This is a genomic window from Mucilaginibacter phenanthrenivorans, from assembly GCF_024721155.1.
GTDB lineage: Bacteria > Bacteroidota > Bacteroidia > Sphingobacteriales > Sphingobacteriaceae > Mucilaginibacter > Mucilaginibacter phenanthrenivorans.
On the sequence record NZ_JAHVAP010000007.1, the window covers coordinates 479,397 to 499,281 of the forward strand.

The 19,885-nt window shown below is 41.3% G+C and carries 21 protein-coding genes; 7 read left to right on the plus strand and 14 right to left on the minus strand.

What is annotated here, in order from left to right; genetic code table 11:
• Positions 1-61 precede the first annotated feature (61 nt).
• The 3 genes from KXD93_RS19445 to rsmG are packed head-to-tail and all read left to right on the plus strand — an operon-like array spanning position 62 to position 2,392.
• The gene (locus tag KXD93_RS19445) at positions 62-1,180 is read left to right on the plus strand and encodes a glycosyltransferase (protein ID WP_258139009.1); all 1,119 of its coding nucleotides are present in this window, start codon (positions 62-64) and stop codon (positions 1,178-1,180) included.
• A complete protein-coding gene (locus tag KXD93_RS19450) occupies positions 1,171-1,776 on the plus strand; it encodes an RNA polymerase sigma factor (RefSeq protein WP_258139010.1) in 606 nt (201 codons plus the stop codon). Before KXD93_RS19445 ends, KXD93_RS19450 begins: the two co-directional genes overlap by 10 nt.
• Positions 1,766-2,392: a 16S rRNA (guanine(527)-N(7))-methyltransferase RsmG gene (gene rsmG, locus KXD93_RS19455; RefSeq protein ID WP_258139011.1), complete on the plus strand. Its 627-nt coding sequence runs from the start codon at positions 1,766-1,768 to the stop codon at positions 2,390-2,392. The genes KXD93_RS19450 and rsmG overlap by 11 nt, the downstream gene beginning before the upstream one ends.
• A gap of 8 nt (positions 2,393-2,400) precedes the next feature.
• Here rsmG and KXD93_RS19460 read toward each other — a convergent pair whose 3' ends face one another.
• The 3 genes from KXD93_RS19460 to KXD93_RS19470 form a co-directional block, all read right to left on the minus strand.
• Positions 2,401-2,943 carry a hypothetical protein gene (locus tag KXD93_RS19460; RefSeq protein ID WP_258139012.1) on the minus strand — a complete coding sequence of 181 codons (543 nt, stop codon included), beginning with the start codon at positions 2,941-2,943 and terminating at the stop codon, positions 2,401-2,403.
• 139 nt (positions 2,944-3,082) lie between these two features.
• Positions 3,083-4,792, minus strand: a complete 1,710-nt coding sequence (locus KXD93_RS19465; RefSeq protein ID WP_258139013.1) for a M56 family metallopeptidase — start codon at positions 4,790-4,792, stop codon at positions 3,083-3,085.
• Positions 4,789-5,127: a BlaI/MecI/CopY family transcriptional regulator gene (locus tag KXD93_RS19470; RefSeq protein ID WP_373417366.1), complete on the minus strand. Its 339-nt coding sequence runs from the start codon at positions 5,125-5,127 to the stop codon at positions 4,789-4,791. The genes KXD93_RS19465 and KXD93_RS19470 overlap by 4 nt, the downstream gene beginning before the upstream one ends.
• A 192-nt stretch (positions 5,128-5,319) precedes the next feature.
• On the opposite strand from KXD93_RS19470, the gene dprA reads away from it, so the two are divergent.
• Positions 5,320-6,417 (plus strand): DNA-processing protein DprA, encoded by a 1,098-nt coding sequence (gene dprA, locus KXD93_RS19475; RefSeq protein ID WP_258139015.1) that lies wholly within the window; start codon positions 5,320-5,322, stop codon positions 6,415-6,417.
• Between the two features lie 88 nt (positions 6,418-6,505).
• Here the strand turns inward: dprA and KXD93_RS19480 are convergent, their stop codons facing one another.
• The 8 genes from KXD93_RS19480 to sppA all read right to left on the minus strand — a co-directional run bounded on the left by KXD93_RS19480 (position 6,506) and on the right by sppA (position 14,736).
• Positions 6,506-6,982 carry a SixA phosphatase family protein gene (locus tag KXD93_RS19480; protein ID WP_258139016.1) on the minus strand — a complete coding sequence of 159 codons (477 nt, stop codon included), beginning with the start codon at positions 6,980-6,982 and terminating at the stop codon, positions 6,506-6,508.
• A 139-nt stretch (positions 6,983-7,121) separates the two neighbouring features.
• Positions 7,122-8,153 (minus strand): glycosyltransferase family 9 protein, encoded by a 1,032-nt coding sequence (locus tag KXD93_RS19485; RefSeq protein WP_258139017.1) that lies wholly within the window; start codon positions 8,151-8,153, stop codon positions 7,122-7,124.
• A complete protein-coding gene (locus tag KXD93_RS19490; RefSeq protein ID WP_258139018.1) occupies positions 8,154-8,759 on the minus strand; it encodes a DUF4254 domain-containing protein in 606 nt (201 codons plus the stop codon). It lies immediately after the preceding gene.
• A gap of 1 nt (position 8,760) precedes the next feature.
• Positions 8,761-9,264 (minus strand): D-glycero-beta-D-manno-heptose 1-phosphate adenylyltransferase, encoded by a 504-nt coding sequence (rfaE2, locus tag KXD93_RS19495; RefSeq protein ID WP_258139019.1) that lies wholly within the window; start codon positions 9,262-9,264, stop codon positions 8,761-8,763.
• A gap of 5 nt (positions 9,265-9,269) precedes the next feature.
• A complete protein-coding gene (locus KXD93_RS19500) occupies positions 9,270-9,824 on the minus strand; it encodes a D-sedoheptulose 7-phosphate isomerase (RefSeq protein WP_258139020.1) in 555 nt (184 codons plus the stop codon).
• Positions 9,825-9,933: 109 nt separating this feature from the next.
• Entirely contained in the window at positions 9,934-10,914 is a 981-nt protein-coding gene (gene rfaE1 / locus KXD93_RS19505; RefSeq protein WP_258139021.1) for a D-glycero-beta-D-manno-heptose-7-phosphate kinase, read from the minus strand.
• Positions 10,915-10,985: 71 nt separating this feature from the next.
• Positions 10,986-12,671, minus strand: a complete 1,686-nt coding sequence (locus KXD93_RS19510; protein ID WP_258139022.1) for a DNA polymerase/3'-5' exonuclease PolX — start codon at positions 12,669-12,671, stop codon at positions 10,986-10,988.
• Between the two features lie 283 nt (positions 12,672-12,954).
• A complete protein-coding gene (sppA, locus tag KXD93_RS19515; protein ID WP_258139023.1) occupies positions 12,955-14,736 on the minus strand; it encodes a signal peptide peptidase SppA in 1,782 nt (593 codons plus the stop codon).
• Between the two features lie 86 nt (positions 14,737-14,822).
• Here sppA and folK point away from each other — a divergent pair, with 86 nt between their 5' ends.
• Positions 14,823-15,302: a 2-amino-4-hydroxy-6-hydroxymethyldihydropteridine diphosphokinase gene (gene folK, locus KXD93_RS19520; protein WP_258139024.1), complete on the plus strand. Its 480-nt coding sequence runs from the start codon at positions 14,823-14,825 to the stop codon at positions 15,300-15,302.
• A gap of 23 nt (positions 15,303-15,325) precedes the next feature.
• The gene (locus tag KXD93_RS19525) at positions 15,326-15,703 is read left to right on the plus strand and encodes an Hpt domain-containing protein (RefSeq protein WP_258139025.1); all 378 of its coding nucleotides are present in this window, start codon (positions 15,326-15,328) and stop codon (positions 15,701-15,703) included.
• Between the two features lie 119 nt (positions 15,704-15,822).
• Here KXD93_RS19525 and purS read toward each other — a convergent pair whose 3' ends face one another.
• The 3 genes from purS to rho all read right to left on the minus strand — a co-directional run bounded on the left by purS (position 15,823) and on the right by rho (position 18,576).
• A complete protein-coding gene (gene purS, locus KXD93_RS19530) occupies positions 15,823-16,077 on the minus strand; it encodes a phosphoribosylformylglycinamidine synthase subunit PurS (RefSeq protein ID WP_258139026.1) in 255 nt (84 codons plus the stop codon).
• Positions 16,078-16,109: 32 nt separating this feature from the next.
• Positions 16,110-16,853, minus strand: coding sequence for a CDP-diacylglycerol--serine O-phosphatidyltransferase (gene pssA, locus KXD93_RS19535; RefSeq protein ID WP_258139027.1), 744 nt, complete (start codon positions 16,851-16,853; stop codon positions 16,110-16,112).
• Positions 16,854-16,944: 91 nt separating this feature from the next.
• Positions 16,945-18,576: a transcription termination factor Rho gene (gene rho, locus KXD93_RS19540; protein ID WP_258139028.1), complete on the minus strand. Its 1,632-nt coding sequence runs from the start codon at positions 18,574-18,576 to the stop codon at positions 16,945-16,947.
• Positions 18,577-18,969: 393 nt separating this feature from the next.
• Here rho and pyrF point away from each other — a divergent pair, with 393 nt between their 5' ends.
• Entirely contained in the window at positions 18,970-19,800 is an 831-nt protein-coding gene (pyrF, locus tag KXD93_RS19545) for an orotidine-5'-phosphate decarboxylase (RefSeq protein ID WP_258139035.1), read from the plus strand.
• Positions 19,801-19,885 lie beyond the last annotated feature (85 nt).

Genomic DNA, 19,885 nt, shown 5'->3' on the forward strand with positions numbered 1-19,885 from the left:
TTTCAACCTTACAACTTTCCAACAATTTTTAACAACTTTGCACGATTATTTAAAGAGGGTTTTGGAAACATATATACGCGAAGCATTTGTCATTTTATTCCAGTTTTGTTTTTTAATTCAGCTATATTTCCTGCTAACAAATCAAAGCAAACTGCGCGGCTATAAACCGTTGGAGGAGCTGCCTGAAGTAACCTTGCCCATATCAGTTATTATAAGTGCGCGTAACGAATCCGAAAACCTCCGCGAAAATCTGCCCTCAATTTTAGAACAAAACTATCCCGACTTTGAGGTTGTAGTAATAAACGATTGCTCATATGATTCATCGGAAGATGTATTAAAGGAGTTAAGTCAAAAATATCCCCGTTTAAAAATTGTTACCATAACAGAGCATGATCGGTTTAAAACCGGTAAGAAATTCGCTTTAACCCTGGGCATAAAGGCGGCAAAAAACGAGCACATGTTATTTACCGACGCGGATTGTGTGCCGGCTTCTGAAAACTGGATAACCTATATGGCTTCAAATTTCAAAGGTTCAGCCCAAATTGTGTTAGGATATTCGCCGTATAAAAAGACCGGTAATTTCTTAAATCCATTCATCCGCTTTGAAACTATAAAAACGGCAATTAATTATTTGTCTGCAGCCTTAAGGGGCGATGCTTATATGGGGATCGGGCGAAATTTGGCCTATACAAAAACATTGTTTTTCGGGGCAAAGGGCTTTGCTGCCCATATGCACGTCCTATCGGGAGATGATGATCTGTTCGTAAATCAAAATGCCACTCCAGACAATACGGCCATTGAAATTAATGCTGAATCGTTTACTTACACCGATGCTAAAACAACTATAGCATCGTTGTTCCGCCAAAAAAAACGGCATTTTGGGGTAGGTAAATTATATAAACAAAGGCATCGCCGGGCATTAAGCATTGATGCCGTAAGTGGTTTTCTATTCTACATTTTACTAACATTATGCTTAGTTTTCAACTTTGAACCCTTGTTAGCTTTAGGTTTGCTTATGTTTAGGTTGATTTTTCAATTGATCATATATAGTAAGTTATTTAAGCGATTAGATGGCAAAGGCCTTGTATGGTATTTGCCTGTTTTTGATGCTATTTACTATATTTACCTAAATACTTTTGGATTAATTGGGACCTTTATAAAAACCACTCAATGGAAATAAATTCGAATTTTACCGAGAACGCAAAGAACGATTTTCACCTTGTTGTCAGAGCGCGCCAAGGCGATCAAAAAGCTTATGCCGATCTGATGCACAGGTATAAGGATTCCATTTATTTTATGGTGCTAAAAATGGTGAACAATAAGGAAGATGCAATGGACCTTACCGTTGAAACCTTCGCCAAGGCCTTCGAGAAATTAGAAAAATATCAGCCCGATTACGCATTCAGCACCTGGCTTTTCCGTGTGGCCACCAATAATTGTATCGATTTTATCCGTAAAAAAAAGCTGAATACGATGTCGATCCACGGCATGACGGATGAGGATGGCGAGGAAAAACAGCTGCAAATTAAGGCGGATGTGCTTAACCCGGAAGAGACATCCATTAAAAAACAACAAACCCAGGAGTTAAAATTACTGATAGAAAGCTTACCGCCGCGCTACCGTAACCTGATTACGCTGCGTTACTTTGACGAGCTTTCATACGAAGAAATTGCCCAGCAACTCGACCTGCCTTTGGGTACAGTTAAGGCCCAGCTTTTTAGGGCCAGGTACCTGCTTGGAAATATCATAAACCGCTTTAACAGGGATGATATCTAATTATCTGCTAAAATATTTCCCCGATCTTACTGCACAACAGGTACAGCAATTTGACCAGCTGCCTGAACTTTACACGTTCTGGAACAACCAGATCAATGTAATTTCACGCAAGGATATTGAGTTACTTGGTGAGCGCCACGTGTTGCATTCTTTAGGTATTGCAAAGGTGTTATCGTTTTTACCGGGCGAAACGGTGCTTGACGTAGGCACCGGCGGCGGCTTTCCCGGCATTCCCCTGGCAATTTTATTCCCCGAAACGCAGTTTCACTTGGTAGATTCCATCGGCAAAAAAATAAAGGTGGTACAGGAGGTTGCAAATGCACTTGGCTTAAAAAATGTTAAGGCTACGCACCAGCGCGCTGAACAGATCGATGAAAAATTTGATTTTGTAGTATCACGGGCCGTAACGCAGCTAAAAGATTTTTACCCATGGGTGCGCGGAAAATTTAAAAAAAATTCTAAAAACACGCTGCCCAATGGCATTCTATACCTCAAGGGTGGCGACCTGACGCAGGAAATTTCTGAATCAGGATTAAAGGTTACCCAATATCATTTAAAGGATTATTTCGCTGAAGAGTTTTTTGAAACCAAGCAAGTGATCTATGTAAAAGCTTAGCCAAAGTTTTATTTTTCGCGGACGCTTCTGAAATCACTCATCTTAATGCCGTGAATGCTATGTGCCAGGTCGGGAGTATACTCGACTGTAAGATCGTAAGTTAATGGTGTTAGATACTTGAATTCGCCTGTTTGCGCTTTTAACGCATCTACAGTTATCTGATCGTATTTGGTTCCGGTTCCCTTTATTAGTATTACTTTGTTGATATGGCGGTCTGCTCCAACGGTAAAGCGGATGGTTATTATTCCTAAAAAGGTGTTATCCTGCCCGATTACATTATGGATTTTTTTGATCATGAACATTTCTATTTTTTCGAAAAATTCATGTTGTCCCTTCATCATTACCTTGTGCAGGCTATCTCCAAGTCGAATGTGTTGATTAACGGGTGTCGTTGTTGTATTGTCCGGATCAGACATTAAGGGTGGAGGCGGCGGAATAGGCGGAAATGTTTGTGAAAAGCTATTAAGCGCGCATAAACTTAAAACTAAACCTAACATTATATGCGGCAGGTAATTTAGTTTTAATGCTGCAGGCTTTTTGATGGGTTGCATAATGGTTTAGGATTTTGAGGCTAGTGGCCCTGTTATCCCAAAAGTAATATTTTTCCTTCAAAAACCCTGTATGCAACAAATTGCCAAAGCGGTTTTAGGCCGTTCAGCAATTGCTCCTCAATATTAATTGAAGAATAATTTATTTTGATGGATAGCCCATTACAACTATTTCGCCTGCGAAAGACGGGTCGCCACCTAAACTTTCACTTGCTGATTTTGGAGCGTCTATTCCGTCTAAATTAAAGGTAATGGTTAATTTGTAAGTTCCCGATTTCGTATTGATATCACCGGTAAAACCTTTAATTACCCTTAAAACCTCTTCATCACAACCGCTGCCAATCCCTTTTATCAAAATAACATTTGATAGCTTACGGTTTTCAGCAATATCGAACTTAACAATAACACTTCCCACTGATTTGTTTTCCCTGGCAACTGCCGGATACCTAACATGCTTTGAAACGTACCTGTTCATTTCGTCAAATACCTTTGATGGTGCCATAAACGGTCCCATTGGAGGAGGAGGGGGAGGCGTTTTGTGCTGCTCGCTTTCAGCTTTAGCTCTTGCTGCGGCTATGTCACTTTTGATGATAGTTGCCGGTGTTTTTGTGGGCTCGTCTATTGTTATTTCGTCACTTTTAGCTTTTAGAGCTGCTTTTTTTGATTTCGGTGGTGCGGGTGGTGGGGGCGGCGGAATGCTCTTCAATTTAAGCGATGGCGGCGGCGAGAGCGTTATAGATTTAACCGTATCTGACGAAAAATGGAACTGGTATTTCTGCCACAACATTGCACGATCAGCGACTGAAGTGTTTTTTGAATAATAGATGTGTGTTTTACCTGTTTTATCAGTAATGGTAGCCTTGTAATAGGTTTTTCCATTAATCTTATAAGCTTCTTCTTTTGTAGACACACCTGTTTTTGTGTCTTTAATGGTAGTGGTGGGTGAGCCCGATTTGGCGGCGGTTTGCGGCGCAAGATCTACCCAACCATAAGTTTTACTGAACCCAAGGGTTGACACACAAAGTAATCCTGCAGATAGCGGAATTACTGCCAGGTACTTTAGCCTTGCTAAATTACCCGAGCGTTTTTGATTTAACATAATAATCCTCTTTTTTAGTAAATTATAATTGAAAAATGAATTTGATATAGAAGAGCCGCTAAGTCCATAGGCGTTGCTTACCAGGAACGAAGAATAACCGATGGCATCATTTTCATAAGCTGCGGTTTGTTCGTCGGCAATATATTCATGAAGCGTTTTTACGCTGCGCTGCCACAGGTAAATAAATGGATTAAACCAATTGACGATTTTTAACAATTCTAAAAAAACAATGTCGAAAGAATGTTTTTGTTCGATATGCACCAGCTCATGCCTTATCATGGTATCTGCGCCATCTACATTGGTCCCGATAAATACATAGTTAAAAAAGGAAAAGGCGGTGTTAGTATCCTTCACCTTAACCAGTTTATACTTGTTATCGAATAAGCTTTTTTGTGCCCGCGTTAGCTTTACCAACTGGATGATTTTGAAAATAAACACGGTCAGCATAATTCCCGCGCCAGCCAGGTAGCCATATAACAGCACATCCTGTAAAGTAAAATGTATAGAAGCAGCCGCGGAGTTTACCTTGTGGGTCGGATTAATAATTATAGTTGTTACCGTATTCCCATCGTCCTCGAATGATTTTAGAGCACCAACCTGTACCAGTGGAATAATATAGGAAAGCACAGGCGTGAATAAAAGATAAGCCCGGTTTAGTTTATAATGCGTTTCATTATTTAACAACAAAAAATACAGCAAATAAAACACCCCCAGGTATATATTAGCTTCTAATAAATAATGCAGCCAGTTCATGATTTCTTGTTTTTAAGGTTGTCAATTAGTTTGGTCAGTTCGTCCAGTTCCTTCACATCCAAATCCTTTTCATCTACAATAAATGATACCAGGCTTTTGTATGAATTGCTAAAATAATTCTTCATCATTTTATCGAATGTGAATTTTTTATAATCTGCATCGCTAATAGCAGGGAAGTAAACGTGTGAGTTTCCGTAGGCTTTATGATCGATAAAGCCTTTGCCCTCTAATACTCTTACTACGGTTGATACGGTGTTATACGCAGGTTTCGGATCGGGCATTTCTTCAATAATGTCCTTTACTATGGCTTCTTTTAATTGCCACAATATTTGCATTACCTGTTCTTCGGCTTTTGTCAGTTCCTTAATGTTCATAGCAAACTATTTTTATAGTTCGATAAAGGTAGAACTATTTTCATAGTTTGCAAACTATTTTTATAGTTTTTTATTTTTTGCTAAAATTGTTAGGATTTTTATATTTTAGAGCGATAAAGCAGCCGGCAACTAAGCCGTCCGCTAAGAGTACATATGTCGCTACTTCATCGTGTTGCCTTAACCTTCGTAAAAAATATTGGCCCAACGCTGGCTAAATCATTAGTAGCTCACTTTGGCGGCGCCGAGGAGGTTTTCAGCGCTTCGGCTGTTAAATTGTTAAAGGTGCCGGGGATAGGAGAGAAGACGGTTAATCAACTGGACTTTGACGTTGCACTAAAAAAGGCAGAAACAGAGCTGAAATTTATAGAGAAGAACAACGTCGAGGTGATTTTTTACACTGACAGCAAATATCCCAAACGCTTAAAAAATTGCAATGATTCGCCGGTATTATTATATGCTAAGGGTAATGCCGATTTAAATACCCAACACATAGTAAGCATTGTGGGCACCCGTAATGCAACTGATTATGGCAAACAACTATGCAGGCAAATGATTGAAGAATTACAGATGCATAATGTTTTGGTTGTAAGCGGCCTTGCCCTTGGGATTGATGTTGCCGTACATAAGGAGTGCTTAAAACATAACGTACCGACCGTTGGTGTAGTAGGACATGGGCTCGACAGGATGTACCCGAGCCAGAACCGGGCAACTGCCGATAAAATGCTGGAACATGGTGGCCTGTTATCAGAATATCCATCCGGAACCATTCCTGACAGGGAGAACTTTCCGCAGCGAAACCGCATTGTTGCCGGAATGGCAGATGCCACGATCGTTGTTGAAGCCAGTATAAAAGGTGGCGCATTGATCACTGCCGAAATAGCAAATTCTTACAACCGCGATGTCTTTGCGTTCCCCGGTCGATTAGGCGACGAATATTCCGAGGGATGTAACTTCCTGATCCGTAACAATAAGGCACAATTACTTACGTGCGTGGCTGATCTCGCCTTTAGCCTGGGTTGGGAAACACCGGATGTTACAAAAACTGTTGAACAGTATGTTTTACCGCTTGATCTATCGTCGGATGAAAGCCTGATCCTGAATTTTATAAAGGGAAATAACGGCCCATTGGCAATTGACGACCTTTCGATAAAAACTAATATGCCAACCAGTAAGCTGGCCATGAATTTATTGAATATGGAAATGCAGGGGTATATAAGGTCGCTGCCGGGGAAAACGTATTGTATTTCTTAGTTATTGATCATTGAATTTTGAATAAACAAGTTAGGCATAAATTCGGAAGCTTTTCCCAATGACTAATAACAAGTGCCTAATGACTAACCTATTCATTCGGTGAGCTATAGTAAACCAATTTACCTAAATCCTCAGTTACCAGGGCCCAATCATCTACTTCAAAATCAATTAATGCGGTGGTGCTGGTATGTACTTCTCTAGTCTCGCCGGTTAAATATTGCAATATGTAGGCTATACCTGGATTATGGCCAACAAGTGCAACGAAACCAACTTCGTTAGGAAATGCATTGATAACCCTTAAAAGTGTTTTTTCACTTGCTTCATAAATGGCTTTATTTTTTGCAGGTTCCGGTAAACCTAAATGGTCAGCAAATATTTCGGCGGTAGTTAGTGTGCGCTGCGCCGGGCTTGTTATTATTAACTCCGGAATCAGCCCCTTATCCTTTATCCTGTCGGCCATAAAACCAGCATCCTGCATGCCGATATATTTTAGCGGCCTGTCAAAATCCCTCCCCGCAGCATCCTTTTCTGCTTTAGCATGCCTTACCAACAGTAATTTTTTCATTTCGACGATATATTTTAAAAGCTTTTTAGCTTGTACGTTCCAGCGATAATAACGTTACAAAGTACAATTAATTGGTATTTAAATGAAGCTAATTTTTATATAAATTGTTTCAAAAAATATCGTTTAATTTATCAATCCTTCAACGGATATGCTTGTCAATTGCGGCGACAATTGTTTCCGGTTGAATATTGTATAGACAGGCGTAATCCTTACGAAAGCAGGGTTTATTTCCATAAATTGAGCAGGGCCGGCATTCAATATCGTCAGCAACTATATCACCTTCCGATTGGCCATAGCCTAAAAAACCCGCATAATGATGGGTTGCTCCCCAAACCGAAACTACCGGAATGCCCTCAAGCGATGCCAGGTGCATCCCGGCAGAATCCATGCTCATCATCACATCAAGCCGGCTTATTATTGCAAGTTCCTGTTCCATGGTTGTTTTACGAACCAACGAAATAACTGAAACATATTTTTCCTGCCATTGCTCACAAATTTCCTGCTCTAAAACCGATCCGCCAAACAGGAATATATTTACATTCCTGTTATCCAGTAATTTGATGACTTCCTCTGTCCGCTCCAGCGGGTAAATTTTACCCTTATGCTTTGCAAAGGGGGCAATGCCTATCCATGGCTTCGTTTTTTCACCACTTATTGCAAGTATCTCAGTTGTAAGCAGCTGCGGATGCTTCACTAGTTGGTGGTCAAGATGAGCGTTAAAACCTAAATCAATAAACACATCTGCATAACGCTCCGTAGTTAATTTAAGCGGTTTTAAAACCTTACCGGGGAAGCGTGTCAATAGCTTTTTTTCTGGCCGGCCCTTATCCACGTATGCATAGGGCAGGCCCGAAAGCCGGAAGAGTTTTCTTAATATTTTTGTTCTTAAATTATCGTGAAGGTCGGCAAGTGCGTCGTATTGGGTATTCTTATTTAGTGTTCTGAACAGTTTTACAATACCTTTTAAGCCTTTGTATTCGTTATTCAGATCAACTGAAAAATAGCTGAGTCTCGGGATGTCGTTAAAGAAACCGGCAAATTCAGGTCTGGATATAAAGGTTATAATGAGTTCGGGGTTCTGCTTTAGCACAGCTTTTATTACAGGCACGGTCATCGCCACATCGCCCATTGCCGACAACCTTATTGCCAATATATGCTTTGGTGCCGGCATTTATTTTTTGCTGTTATACAAAACAGGGTTCAGTTCAGGATCGTTGTACATTTTCATCTGGCGGTACACTTTCATATACTTTTCGCCTTTTTGAATGTCTTCAATCAGTTCATCAATAGCCAGGGACAGGTCGGTTCGCTGTTGTAACAGTATACCTAGTTTTGTTTTTCGCTTGTTTAATTCGGCCTCATTTACACTTGGCCTTACACTTTCCTCGTGCATGTGATAGATCTTTAATGCGAGAATGGAAAGGCGGTCAACTGCCCAGGCCGGGCTTTCGGTATTTATTCGAGCGGATGCAAGTGGTTTGACATCTTTGTATTTGTCCAGGAAGTAGGTATCTATCTCTTCTACCAAATCAGTGCGTTCCTGGTTCGAACTGTCAATGCGGCGCTTCCATTTCAAGGCAATAACCGGGTCAATCAACGGGTTGCGGATCTCGTCTTCCATGTGCCATTGGGCGGTATCTATCCAACATTTTGTATACAGCAAATTTTCAAACGAACCAACTTCGTAAGGGTTTTCGTAACGGAAGTTTATATCATTATATAAATGATAATCATAAATCGTTTTTATAAATACTTTGTTGCAAAGCTCACTTATCATTTTATAATTCTCTTTCTTTAATCTTTTTAATAATTGAGGTTGATGAATATCCCTCGACAAAGGTAATTGTTTTAACCTCGCCTCCGTTTGCAATAACCTCCTTTGCGCCAACAATATTGTCTATGGTATAGTCAGCGCCTTTTACCAGTATATCAGGCATTAGCGAGGTGATCAGGTTAAAGGGGGTATCCTCTTCAAACAAAACCACCGCATCTACAAAAAACAAAGCGGCGAGTAGTGCTGCCCGGTTACTTTGATCGTTTATCGGCCTGTCTTCGCCTTTAATTCGCTTTACCGAACTGTCGGAATTTAGACCTATGATGAGCTTATCGCCCAATTCGCCAGCTTTTGCGAGGTATGTTACATGGCCAAGGTGAAGCAGATCAAAAACGCCGTTAGTGAAAACTACCTTTTTACCATCCGCTTGCCATGTTGAAACCGTGGCTTTTAGGTTGGCTAAAGGCTGAATTTTATTTAACAGTGTTTTTTCTAAATCGATTCTCATCTTGATTAAAACAAATCGTCAACGGCCTTACAAAGTATATGACCTATTAAAATGTGCATTTCCTGGATGCGGGCCGTAATCTCCGATGGCACAATAACATTCAAATCGCAAAGGCCATTCATTTTGCCGCCGGTTCTGCCAGATAGCCCTAAGGTAACGCAACCCAAATTCCGGGCAGTTTCAAAGGCATTCAAAACTCCCTGGCTGTTGCCGCTGGTAGAAATACCGATAAATAAATCGCCTGGTTGCGCCAAAGCCTCCACCTGTCTTGAAAAAACATGGTCATAACCATAATCATTCGCAATGGCGGTTAATGCAGAAGTATCGGTAGTCAAGGCGATGCCAGGCAAAGCTTTACGGTGTTTAACAAAGCGACCGCTCAATTCAGCTGCAATGTGCTGGGCATCGGCAGCGCTGCCGCCATTACCCGCTGTTAGTACTTTTTTTCCGTTTTGTATAGCCGACACAATCATTTCGCAACCTTTCTCAATGTCGCCACCGAGTTGCTCAATTACTTTTTTTACAAGTTGCTGATGGTCGTTTAGTTCTTCAATTACCATTTGTTTGGATTTCGGATCCCTATAATTATTGGGACGTATTTTTGAATTCGGATTATTTTTTTCTTGTTTGCAAATATACCTATGAACTAATGAACAAGTGAACCAATAACTAGATCTCCATGTCCTTTATAATTTCATCGATTGTTGTGGTGGCACTGCCCACATGCCTTATCACTATGGCTGCAGCATGGTTAGCTAATTCACAAGCCTCCTCCACAGTAAGACCCGCAGCTATAAAATAAGCTATGGCGGCTATTACGGTATCTCCGGCACCGGTAACATCAAAAACCTCCGTAGCCTTTACCGGCAATAACTTACTGGATCGCTCGGTCACAATAGCCATCCCTTCTTCTGAAAGGGTGACTATTAAATAGGCAGTCTTGGTTTGTGCGAAGATGGTTTTTGCAGCTTCCTGTAGTTCGCCAATATTCTTTATCGACTCTGTTTTTGCGGCTTCCGCCAGTTCCTTACGGTTTGGCTTTATTAAATAAGCGCCGCCATATTTTTCGTAATTCAACCCTTTTGGATCGATAATTACCTTTTTTTTATGGTCAGTTGCAATTTTTATAAGTCGTTGGGTTAGGGCGGGCGCAAACAGCCCTTTATTATAATCCGAAAATATGACGATGTCGGTCAGGTCAATAATTGAAGAAAGCTTATCCGCCATATCGTCTTCCAATACCTTCGATATTGGTTCCGTAACTTCACGGTCAACCCTCACCAATTGGTGCCTTCCGGCTAAAACCCTGGTTTTAACAGTAGTGGGCCTTGAGGGATCCTTAATTATCGTATTGGTTTTAACGCCCTCGCTTTGCAGTATTTTAATCAGGTCATTCCCGGTGGCGTCATCGCCAATTACACCGGCAACAGTAACGTTAGCGCCAAGCGCGACCAAGTTTTGTACAACGTTACCAGCTCCACCAAGTGTTGTGGATTCACTTTTAACATTTACTATCGGCACAGGTGCCTCGGGTGACAGGCGTGACGCATTTCCCCAAATATAATGGTCGATCATGAGATCGCCGATAACAAGTATCGATGGCTTTGTTTGTGCTGACTGAATGGATCGTACTTTGTTTATTAAATTCATTTGTTCACTGGTTCTTTAGTCATTGGTACGACGCAGTCTATTTATTACAGGTTTTACCCAATCTCTGGTCTCTAACCTTTAATCACTGAGTTTTTTCTACCAAAAAACCCCCCAATTTCCTGCAATGATAATGCATTTAAGCATCTTTCCTTGTATAAGCCGCCTTTTCGTGCTACCAGCAGGCCATAATACATATCCAAAAAGCCTTCCTTCCTATGGGCGTCCGGGTTGATGGAGAGCCAAACGCCCTTTTCCAACGCATACTGGTGCCAGCGCCAATCTAGGTCAAGGCGGAGCGGGTTGGCATTTATTTCTATTACTACATTGTTTGCAGCGCATGCGTCGATCACTTTTTTATAGTCGATGGGGTAGCCTTTACGGCTTAATAACAATCTTCCGGTAGGGTGACCTAATATTGTAGTATAAGGATTTTCAATGGCTTTTATTAGGCGTGAAGTTGCCTTCTCTTCATCCATCTTAAGTATGGAGTGCACTGAAGCAACAATAAAATCAAACTTTGCCAGGATCTCATCCGGGTAATCGAGCGAACCATCATACAAAATATCAGATTCAATTCCTTTAAATATATGGAAGCCGTTTAGTTTTTTGTTGAGGTGATCTATTTCTTCCTGCTGTTGCAGCACACGTTCGGTGCTTAGTCCCTTTGCATAAAAGGCACTTTTGCTGTGGTCGCACATGCCTAAATATTCCAGCTTAAGTTCATCACGGCAATATAGGGCCATTTCCTCAACAGTATTTATGCCGTCGCTCCAGGTGCTGTGGTTATGTAAGGTGCCTTTGAGGTCAGCATGATTTATTAAATGTGGAAGTGTTTTTTTTGCAGCTTTTTCAATGAAAGTATCACCCTCTCTGAGCTCCGGGAAAACATATTCAAGGCCTGCTTTTGTGTAGATCAAATCTTCACTAGTTGGCTGGTCAATTAGGTCGGCCGTTCTGCTTAACACCGCCTGCACATGCTCATCATCGCCTGTAAATTCAAAAAGTGCCGAATAAAAATAGCGCTTCTCCACACAAATAAGCTCCACCTTTAAACCGTGTTCAATATGGCCGGTTATATGATTTCCCTCTGTTTTTATCTCCTGTAAAAGTTCGGAATGTTGTAATGTGTTAAATGCGATCTCCTGGTCGCGGCTCCCGAGTACAATAACAAGTTTATTGATGATCTCGCAGTACCTGCGAAATTCGCCCGCAAACTCTATCAGTGCATCCGGGAAAACGCCTTTTAGCTGTTCCAATAGATCCTTCGCTTCCTGTTCAACTTTGGCATACAGGAATTTACCATGGCTGGCCATGTTGAATTCTATAACCTTTCGGATATCTTCCTGTGTTTTTAAACCGAAGCCTTTTGCCTCAACCAGTCGGTTCTCGTTACATGCATAAAAAAGCTCACCGATGTTCTCGATGCCTAGTTCCTTCCAGATGGTGGCAACCTTTTTTGGGCCGATGCCTTTGATACCCATCATTTCAACAATACCCTCCGGCGTTTTGGCAAGCATATCGTCCAGCTCGGTCATGGTGCCTTTCTCCAGCAACTCGATGATCTTTCCTGCGGTGCTTTTACCTATGCCGTCAACTTTTTCAAGTTCTGCAAAGCTTTTCCCTGCAACAGGGAAGGGCAGCTTATCCACCTTAAAAGCCGCGTTGGCTATTGATTTTATCTTAAATGGATTTTCCTCATGCAACTCCATTAATTGCGATAACAGGCGAAGCTTACGGGCTATTGGTTTATTTTCCATAATTGATCGAGGGTGTAAAAATACGAAAGCCATCCAAATCAGGTGGCTTTCTAATCAAAATATATTTCTAACCAGTGTTACCCCGATGATAAACTGACGTATAGTTATGGGTTGAGATTGACTCAAATTAACAAAAAAGGGGGTTTACAGGGTTAACATAGTTTTATGTTAACCATTATATAAGTATCTGTTAATAAACTACTTGAATGTATTTATTGAAAAGACAGGGTTAACATTTTAGTATGACTATTTGCTCAACGTCAATTCAGAAATGACACGACACTTAATTAATCTCTATATCATAAGGGATGCGTGCCTGTGGAGTGCGCATCAGTTGGGTTACGCTTTTTATCTGTTCGTAATACTTAAAGTTATCACCCAGTTCCGATTTCATAAAGTGGGCTCTTATCTCGGCGTTCATGCCTAAGCCGAATTTATTCAGGAAGCTTTTTTGCTCAGGATAAGCTGCCAATTTATATTTTTTGAGATGAGCCATTCTTGCTGCCGATTTTACGGCATCATTAATATTACCCAAACGATCAACCAAACCATTCTGTACTGCCTGTGTGCCTGTCCAAACCCGGCCTTGTCCAATGCTGTTTACATACGCCTGTGTTTTATGGCGACCATCGGCCACTGCTTTGGTGAACCAATCATAGCCCTGGTTAACCTGGTTTTGCAGGATAGCTTTTTCTTCCGGCGTTAAAGGCCTTGATGTCTCGCCCAGATCAGCAAACTTCCCGGTTTTTACGCCGTCGAAAGTTACGCCTAATTTATCATTAAAGAATTTTTGCATGTTTGGCAGTACCGCGAAAATACCGATGGAGCCTGTTATGGTATTGGGTTCAGCAATAATTGAATCGGCAGCACAGGCAATGTAGTAACCGCCTGATGCAGCAAGATCGCCCATAGATACAATGATCGGCTTCACCTTTTTTGTAAGCGCCACCTCGCGCCAGATCACATCGCTGGCCAACGAGCTGCCGCCCGGGGAATTGATCCGCAAGACAACCGCCTTAACCTTATCGTCTTCCCTCGCCTGGCGCAACGCCTTTGAAATTCTTTCGGAGCCAATGGAATGATCGTCACCCTCCCCGCCCACAATATCGCCCGAGGCGTAAACTACTGCTATTTGATTTCCTGATGTTTCATTTTTATCGTCAGAAGTGGACTCACCCGAGGTATAGTCACTTAATTCGACGCTTTTCAAGTCGCTCTTAGGGCTGGTTCCACAGCGTTTTTTTAATTCATCTAAAATTTCGTCCTTATACTTTAAGCCGTCTACCAGTTTATATCTTAGTGCATCTTCCGGCAGGCGGATCTTAAGGTCATTGGCGATATTGAACAACGAGTCCTTCCTGATCTTACGGCTTTCGCTGATGCCGGTTAAAAAATGATCGTACAATGAGCCGAGATATGAATTTACCTGCAGACGGTTGGCATCGCTCATTTTTGTTAAAAAGAAGGGTTCAACTGCGCTTTTATAGGTGCCAACCTTTATTATTTGTGCATCGATACCCAGCTTATCGAGCGCACCCTTTAAAAAGGTGACCTGCGAGCTAAAGCCTTTAAATTCAAAAATACCTTTCGGATTGACGTATACTTTATCAGCAACCGATGCCAGGTAGTAAAAGCTTTGTGTATAAACTTCTGAATAGGCTATTACAAATTTTCCGGATTTTTTAAAGTTGATAAGTGCATTGCGGATCTCTTCCACTGTAGCCTGACCAGCCGACATTGAACTTTCGTCAAGGAAAATGCCTTTTATATTGGGGTCGGTTTTTGCCTTTTTAATATTAGCAAGGATATCGTTAAGGCCAACGGCTTTATCACCATCAACACCTAGAAAACTTAGAGCAGATAAGGGATTATTGGGCGTACGCTCAGAAATGGGATAGTTGAATTTTAATTGCAGAACACTGTTTGGCGATACATCAGCTGTTTTGTCGCTGCCTGCAGTTGCGATAAGCCCGCCGATGAAAATAAAAACGAATAATATTATCAGGACGCTTATAACTAAAGATCCCACCATGCTGGCGAGTACAAATTTGAAGAATTGTTTCATTAACTGTTATAAATCTTTTATCTATGCAAACTTAGCAATTCGATATGGATAATATTAAGAGCTAAATCTATAATATTTGTTACAACATGAATACTGTTTTTTTATTACTTGGCAGCAACCTTGGCAACCGGCATTTCTATATGCATGAGGCCATTAAGTTAATTGAAGCAGATATTGCGCCGGTTTTAAAAACCTCATCGGTATACGAGACACAATCATGGGGAAAAACTGATGCGCCCGATTACTTAAACCAGGTAATAGTTATTGAAACGGGTTTTCCGGCACATGAGATTTTGCGCCGGATCCTGGGTATTGAGCTTGTATTAGGGCGAGTACGGGAAGAGAAATGGGGTTCGCGCACCATCGACATTGATATTTTGTTTTATGGGAACGATATTATTGATGACCAGGAGCTGACAGTTCCGCACCCGGGGTTGCACAAAAGGAGGTTCGTGTTGGAGCCGCTTGCCGAAATTGCGCCCGATTTAACACACCCGGTAATAAATAAAACAATTTTAATGATCAAAAATGAACTTAAAGATGACTTGATCGTAAAAAAGTTATAATTTTGAAATATATAAACCGCAATATGTCACACATATTTCCTGAGCATGACCTCGATCTCTCCTTCTTGTTTGAAATTGCCGATGGCAGTGACGAATTTATTGTAGAGTCAATTGAAATGTTCCTGCAGCAAACCCCTGATCTGCTTCAAACCATTACCGGTGCGATAGAAAACAAAGACTGGACCCTTGCAGCTTCAGCAGCCCATAAGCTAAAACCTAACCTCGGATTTTTTGGAATGCCTGCCAGCCAGGCTAACATCCAGGAAGTTGAGTTAATGGCTAAAGCCGGCGCACCCGACCCTGAGCTTTTGATTTCGAAATTCTATGCGGTGCATGCAGTTATCTCAGCTAACTTGCCGCGACTGGAAACTATCCGGGCCGAAAAACAAGCAGGGCTGTAGCCGGTAGTGATTAGAGGCTGGAGATTAGAGATTAGTTATCCGAGGTTTAATAGCAATGCCATATGGCAACCTTTTTACATACCTTAGTATAGTACTAAGCGCTGATTATCTGCAAATTACTAAAGTTCCTTAACGCTGAAACTGTAGCTTTCCATTATCAGGTTGGCTAACAGGCTTTTGCAGGCGGTATCAACTTTGGCGTTGGCTGTTTCTTCGTTTTCAGCGTCAATTTCCAGCGAAATATGTTTACCGATACGGATATTGTGTATTTCAGATAAACCAAGATTTTTCATGCTTCCGGTTACAGCTTTACCTTGAGGATCAAGTATTTCTTTTTTGGGCATTACATCAATTTCTGCCTGGAATTTTTTCATTTTAGTTATTTAGATCGAATTAACCGGAGCTATCAGCCTTCTTTTTGCGGATGTCCCAGGATATCTTCATTTGAAAATTTGAACTGGATAAACGATAGGATGATATAAAATACAATAACTACCGGAACTGCTGCAAATTTAAAAAATAGTATGAGTATTGCCGAAAATAGTAACAATAAATAGCGGAAAATATTTTTGTTAAAATCGCGGTTTTTAAATTTTAATGACATCATCGGCACTTCTACTACTAACAGTGTGCACATAATAATAATAAGTACCGATAGAAAATAGGGGTTTTGCAAGGGTCCGGTAAAATATCGGTTATGGTGATCAAGGATCAGCGGGAACGAGGCGATTAGAATGGCATTTGCAGGAGTTGGCAGGCCAATAAAATGCTCCGCCTGGCGTGTATCTACGTTAAACTTAGCCAGCCTTAAAGCTGAGAATACCGGGATCAGGAATGCTATAAAGTTTAAATATTGGCTGATGTTGTCTATTTGATGCGCATCAAGCAATAATTGGTACATTATTACCGCAGGCAATACACCAAAGCTCACCATATCGGCCAGGGAATCAAGATCTTTACCTATGCCCGAAAACGATTTAAGCACACGTGATGCGAGTCCATCAAAAAAGTCAAAAATGGCTGATAAGAATATTGCATATGAGGCAGCAATAAGCTCACCCTTGAAAGCCAAAACTATCCCTATACATCCGCTAAACAGGTTTGCGCAGGTAATAGCATTAGGCAAGTGTTTTTTTACGCGATTCTTCATTCCGGTATGAAGGTATCAAGAATTATTAAATAAAGTGTGAAGTTAAATATTAACTTTTATGCTAATATAAAACTTCACAAATATTATTTTATTACGAGTTCATCGAAATCAAAAATTCCTCGTTGGTTTTGGTGCCCCTTATTTGCGCTTGCAGGAACTCCATCGATTCTTGGGAGTTCATGTCAGCCAGGTGGTTACGGAGGATCCAGATGCGCTGTAATGTTTCGCGATCAAGCAGCAAGTCGTCGCGGCGGGTACTCGAAGCAGTGATATCAATAGCAGGGAAAATACGTTTGTTGGATAATTTACGATCCAACTGTAATTCCATATTACCGGTACCCTTAAATTCTTCAAATATAACCTCGTCCATTTTCGATCCGGTTTCAGTTAATGCAGTAGCAATAATGGTTAATGAACCGCCATCCTCAATGTTACGTGCCGCACCAAAGAAACGTTTTGGCTTATGTAAGGCATTGGCGTCAACACCACCAGACAGGATCTTACCTGATGCCGGAGCTACAGTATTGTAGGCACGTGCAAGGCGGGTGATAGAATCCAATAGGATAACAACATCATGGCCACATTCAACCATACGCTTTGCCTTTTCAAGCACAATGTTGGCGATTTTTACGTGACGCTCAGCCGGCTCATCAAATGTTGATGATACCACTTCGGCGCGTACGCTGCGGGCCATGTCAGTTACTTCTTCCGGGCGCTCATCAATCAGTAATATGATCAGGTAAACTTCCGGGTGATTTTTGGCTATCGCGTTAGCAACATCCTTTAGCAACATGGTTTTACCTGTTTTAGGCTGGGCCACAATTAAACCGCGTTGTCCTTTACCGATAGGAGAGAACAGGTCCATTATGCGTGTTGAATAGTTACCGGCGTCTGTAAACAGGCTCAATTTTTCGGATGGGAACAACGGCGTTAAGTGGTCGAAAGGTACACGATCACGTACTTCAGCAGGGATGCGGCCGTTAATGGCTTCAACCCGTACCAAAGGGAAATATTTTTCGCCTTCTTTCGGCGGCCTGATGCTGCCACGCACAGTATCCCCGGTTTTAAGGCCGAATAATTTTATTTGCGACTGTGATACGTAAATATCATCAGGAGATGTTAAATAGTTATAATCGGATGAACGCAGGAAGCCATAGCCATCGGGCATGATCTCAAGTACACCTTCGTTTACAATAACATTATCAAAATCAAGATTGATCGCAGGTTCCTGATTTTTTTGCGGGGCAGCCTGGTTAACACGGCGCTCAAATTTCTGAGGGCGTACACCTTCGGTTACTACCTCTTCGCTTTTTTCCTCATTTTCTGCGGGTTGCTCAGGCTCCGAACCTGGTTGCGGTCCTGTTGGTTGGGTATCCGAATTTTCCGACTCGTCTGTAACGTTTTCGTCATCAGGCATATCAAAAAGGTTGGTGTCGTCCAGCGGCACTTCAATGCGCGGTGCAGTGCTGCTTTTTATAACGCGGATCCTTTTGCGTGTTTTTTCACCTGCTTCTGCTGCCGGTGGTGGAGGTTCAACAGCGGCATAGTTGCTGTTAACGGTATCTTGTTGGGCGCGGGCCGCCTCAATTAATTGTTCCTGTTCAACAATACGGGTTACCAGTGCGGCTTTTCTAAGTTCATCAGCCTCGGCAATACCTAAATTTTTGGCAATTTCGCGCAACTCTGAAACGAGTTTGTCGTTCAATTCGTTTGTATCAAACATATTATGAATTATAGTTCAAAAGGATTTTTAATTTGAATATTTTTTGTAGAAGTTCTTATTTTTCAACGGAAATCAGGGGTAGCAGCATTCTCACTAAACGTTAAGATAATCACCCTAAAGGGGTTTTAAGTGTGTCTCGATAAAATGTTTTTATGAAATAAATTTGTTATGCAACTTAGTATGCAACATCTAAACCCAAGTAAAATATTTTAATAAAATAACGTGGAGTTTTAAATTGTTTCTTTAGTGCAAGAAAAATTCAACGGAAAACACTGCAATTTTACTCAATTAATTCATATTATCAAACTATTTTAAAAAATATCCATTAAGGGGCTAACACTTCGAGTAAATTTTAGTTTTTTTGGGCATTCAAAAAATAAAACATAGCCCATGATCTCCCGTCAATTTCTTATCGACCAAATAAAACAAAAGAAATCGTTTTTATGTGTGGGCCTCGATACCGATATAGAAAAGATCCCGGTGTTTTTAAAAGACTTTCCCGACCCGATATTTGAATTCAACAAAAGGATAATTGATGCAACTAAGGACCTTTGCATTTCTTATAAACCCAATGCTGCATTTTATGAAAAACATGGTGTTAAAGGTTTGCAAAGCCTAATAGCCACCTGGAAATACCTGCCCAAAGATTGCTTAAACATAATTGATGCCAAGCGTGGCGATATGGGCAACACCTCGGGAATGTACGCCAGGGCATTTTTTGACGAATCAGCAGGAGGGATGAGCTTTGACGCGATAACCCTGTCGCCCTACATGGGGCATGACGCCGTATCGCCATACCTGGAATATAAGGATAAATGGGTGATCATTTTGGCACTTACCTCCTCGGCGGGAAGCAAGGACTTTCAATACCTTACAACAGAGAAGGGTTTTTTATATGAAGCTGTAATACAAAAGGCCAATACCTGGGCCAATGCGGACCGGATAATGTACGTGGTTGGCGCCACCAAAAGCACTGAGTTTACCAACATCCGCAAATACGCACCGGATAATTTTTTACTGGTGCCCGGTGTGGGCGCGCAGGGCGGCAATCTCGCCGAGGTCTGTCACTATGGAATGAATAAGGATTGCGGGCTGATTGTAAATGCTTCACGATCTATTATTTATGCATCAAACGGTGAAGACTTTGCCGAAGCGGCAAGAGCCGAAGCACAAAAAATTCAACAGGAAATGCAGGTGGAGCTGGAGAAAGCAGGGGTTATATAATCAAACTTACCTTTAGATTAGCTTCAACAAGAATTAATATGTTATTATTATTGTTGAAGCTTTCTTTTTGCTTCTTTTTCTTTGT

What these genes read in the sequence shown, in the direction of transcription:
- KXD93_RS19470 (WP_373417366.1), bottom strand. Translation starts at nt 5,127, where the DNA reads ATGCAAATATTGTGGCAATTAAAAGAAGCCATAGTAAAGGACATTATT.
- pssA (WP_258139027.1), bottom strand. Translation starts at nt 16,853, where the DNA reads ATGAAGAATCGCGTAAAAAAACACTTGCCTAATGCTATTACCTGCGCA.
- KXD93_RS19525 (WP_258139025.1), top strand. Translation starts at nt 15,326, where the DNA reads ATGTCACACATATTTCCTGAGCATGACCTCGATCTCTCCTTCTTGTTT.
- folK (WP_258139024.1), top strand. Translation starts at nt 14,823, where the DNA reads ATGAATACTGTTTTTTTATTACTTGGCAGCAACCTTGGCAACCGGCAT.
- KXD93_RS19460 (WP_258139012.1), bottom strand. Translation starts at nt 2,943, where the DNA reads ATGCAACCCATCAAAAAGCCTGCAGCATTAAAACTAAATTACCTGCCG.
- dprA (WP_258139015.1), top strand. Translation starts at nt 5,320, where the DNA reads ATGTCGCTACTTCATCGTGTTGCCTTAACCTTCGTAAAAAATATTGGC.
- KXD93_RS19485 (WP_258139017.1), bottom strand. Translation starts at nt 8,153, where the DNA reads ATGCCGGCACCAAAGCATATATTGGCAATAAGGTTGTCGGCAATGGGC.
- KXD93_RS19465 (WP_258139013.1), bottom strand. Translation starts at nt 4,792, where the DNA reads ATGAACTGGCTGCATTATTTATTAGAAGCTAATATATACCTGGGGGTG.
- rfaE2 (WP_258139019.1), bottom strand. Translation starts at nt 9,264, where the DNA reads ATGAGAATCGATTTAGAAAAAACACTGTTAAATAAAATTCAGCCTTTA.
- KXD93_RS19510 (WP_258139022.1), bottom strand. Translation starts at nt 12,671, where the DNA reads ATGGAAAATAAACCAATAGCCCGTAAGCTTCGCCTGTTATCGCAATTA.
- KXD93_RS19490 (WP_258139018.1), bottom strand. Translation starts at nt 8,759, where the DNA reads ATGATAAGTGAGCTTTGCAACAAAGTATTTATAAAAACGATTTATGAT.
- rsmG (WP_258139011.1), top strand. Translation starts at nt 1,766, where the DNA reads ATGATATCTAATTATCTGCTAAAATATTTCCCCGATCTTACTGCACAA.
- KXD93_RS19500 (WP_258139020.1), bottom strand. Translation starts at nt 9,824, where the DNA reads ATGGTAATTGAAGAACTAAACGACCATCAGCAACTTGTAAAAAAAGTA.
- rfaE1 (WP_258139021.1), bottom strand. Translation starts at nt 10,914, where the DNA reads ATGAATTTAATAAACAAAGTACGATCCATTCAGTCAGCACAAACAAAG.
- KXD93_RS19450 (WP_258139010.1), top strand. Translation starts at nt 1,171, where the DNA reads ATGGAAATAAATTCGAATTTTACCGAGAACGCAAAGAACGATTTTCAC.
- rho (WP_258139028.1), bottom strand. Translation starts at nt 18,576, where the DNA reads ATGTTTGATACAAACGAATTGAACGACAAACTCGTTTCAGAGTTGCGC.
- purS (WP_258139026.1), bottom strand. Translation starts at nt 16,077, where the DNA reads ATGAAAAAATTCCAGGCAGAAATTGATGTAATGCCCAAAAAAGAAATA.
- KXD93_RS19480 (WP_258139016.1), bottom strand. Translation starts at nt 6,982, where the DNA reads ATGAAAAAATTACTGTTGGTAAGGCATGCTAAAGCAGAAAAGGATGCT.
- sppA (WP_258139023.1), bottom strand. Translation starts at nt 14,736, where the DNA reads ATGAAACAATTCTTCAAATTTGTACTCGCCAGCATGGTGGGATCTTTA.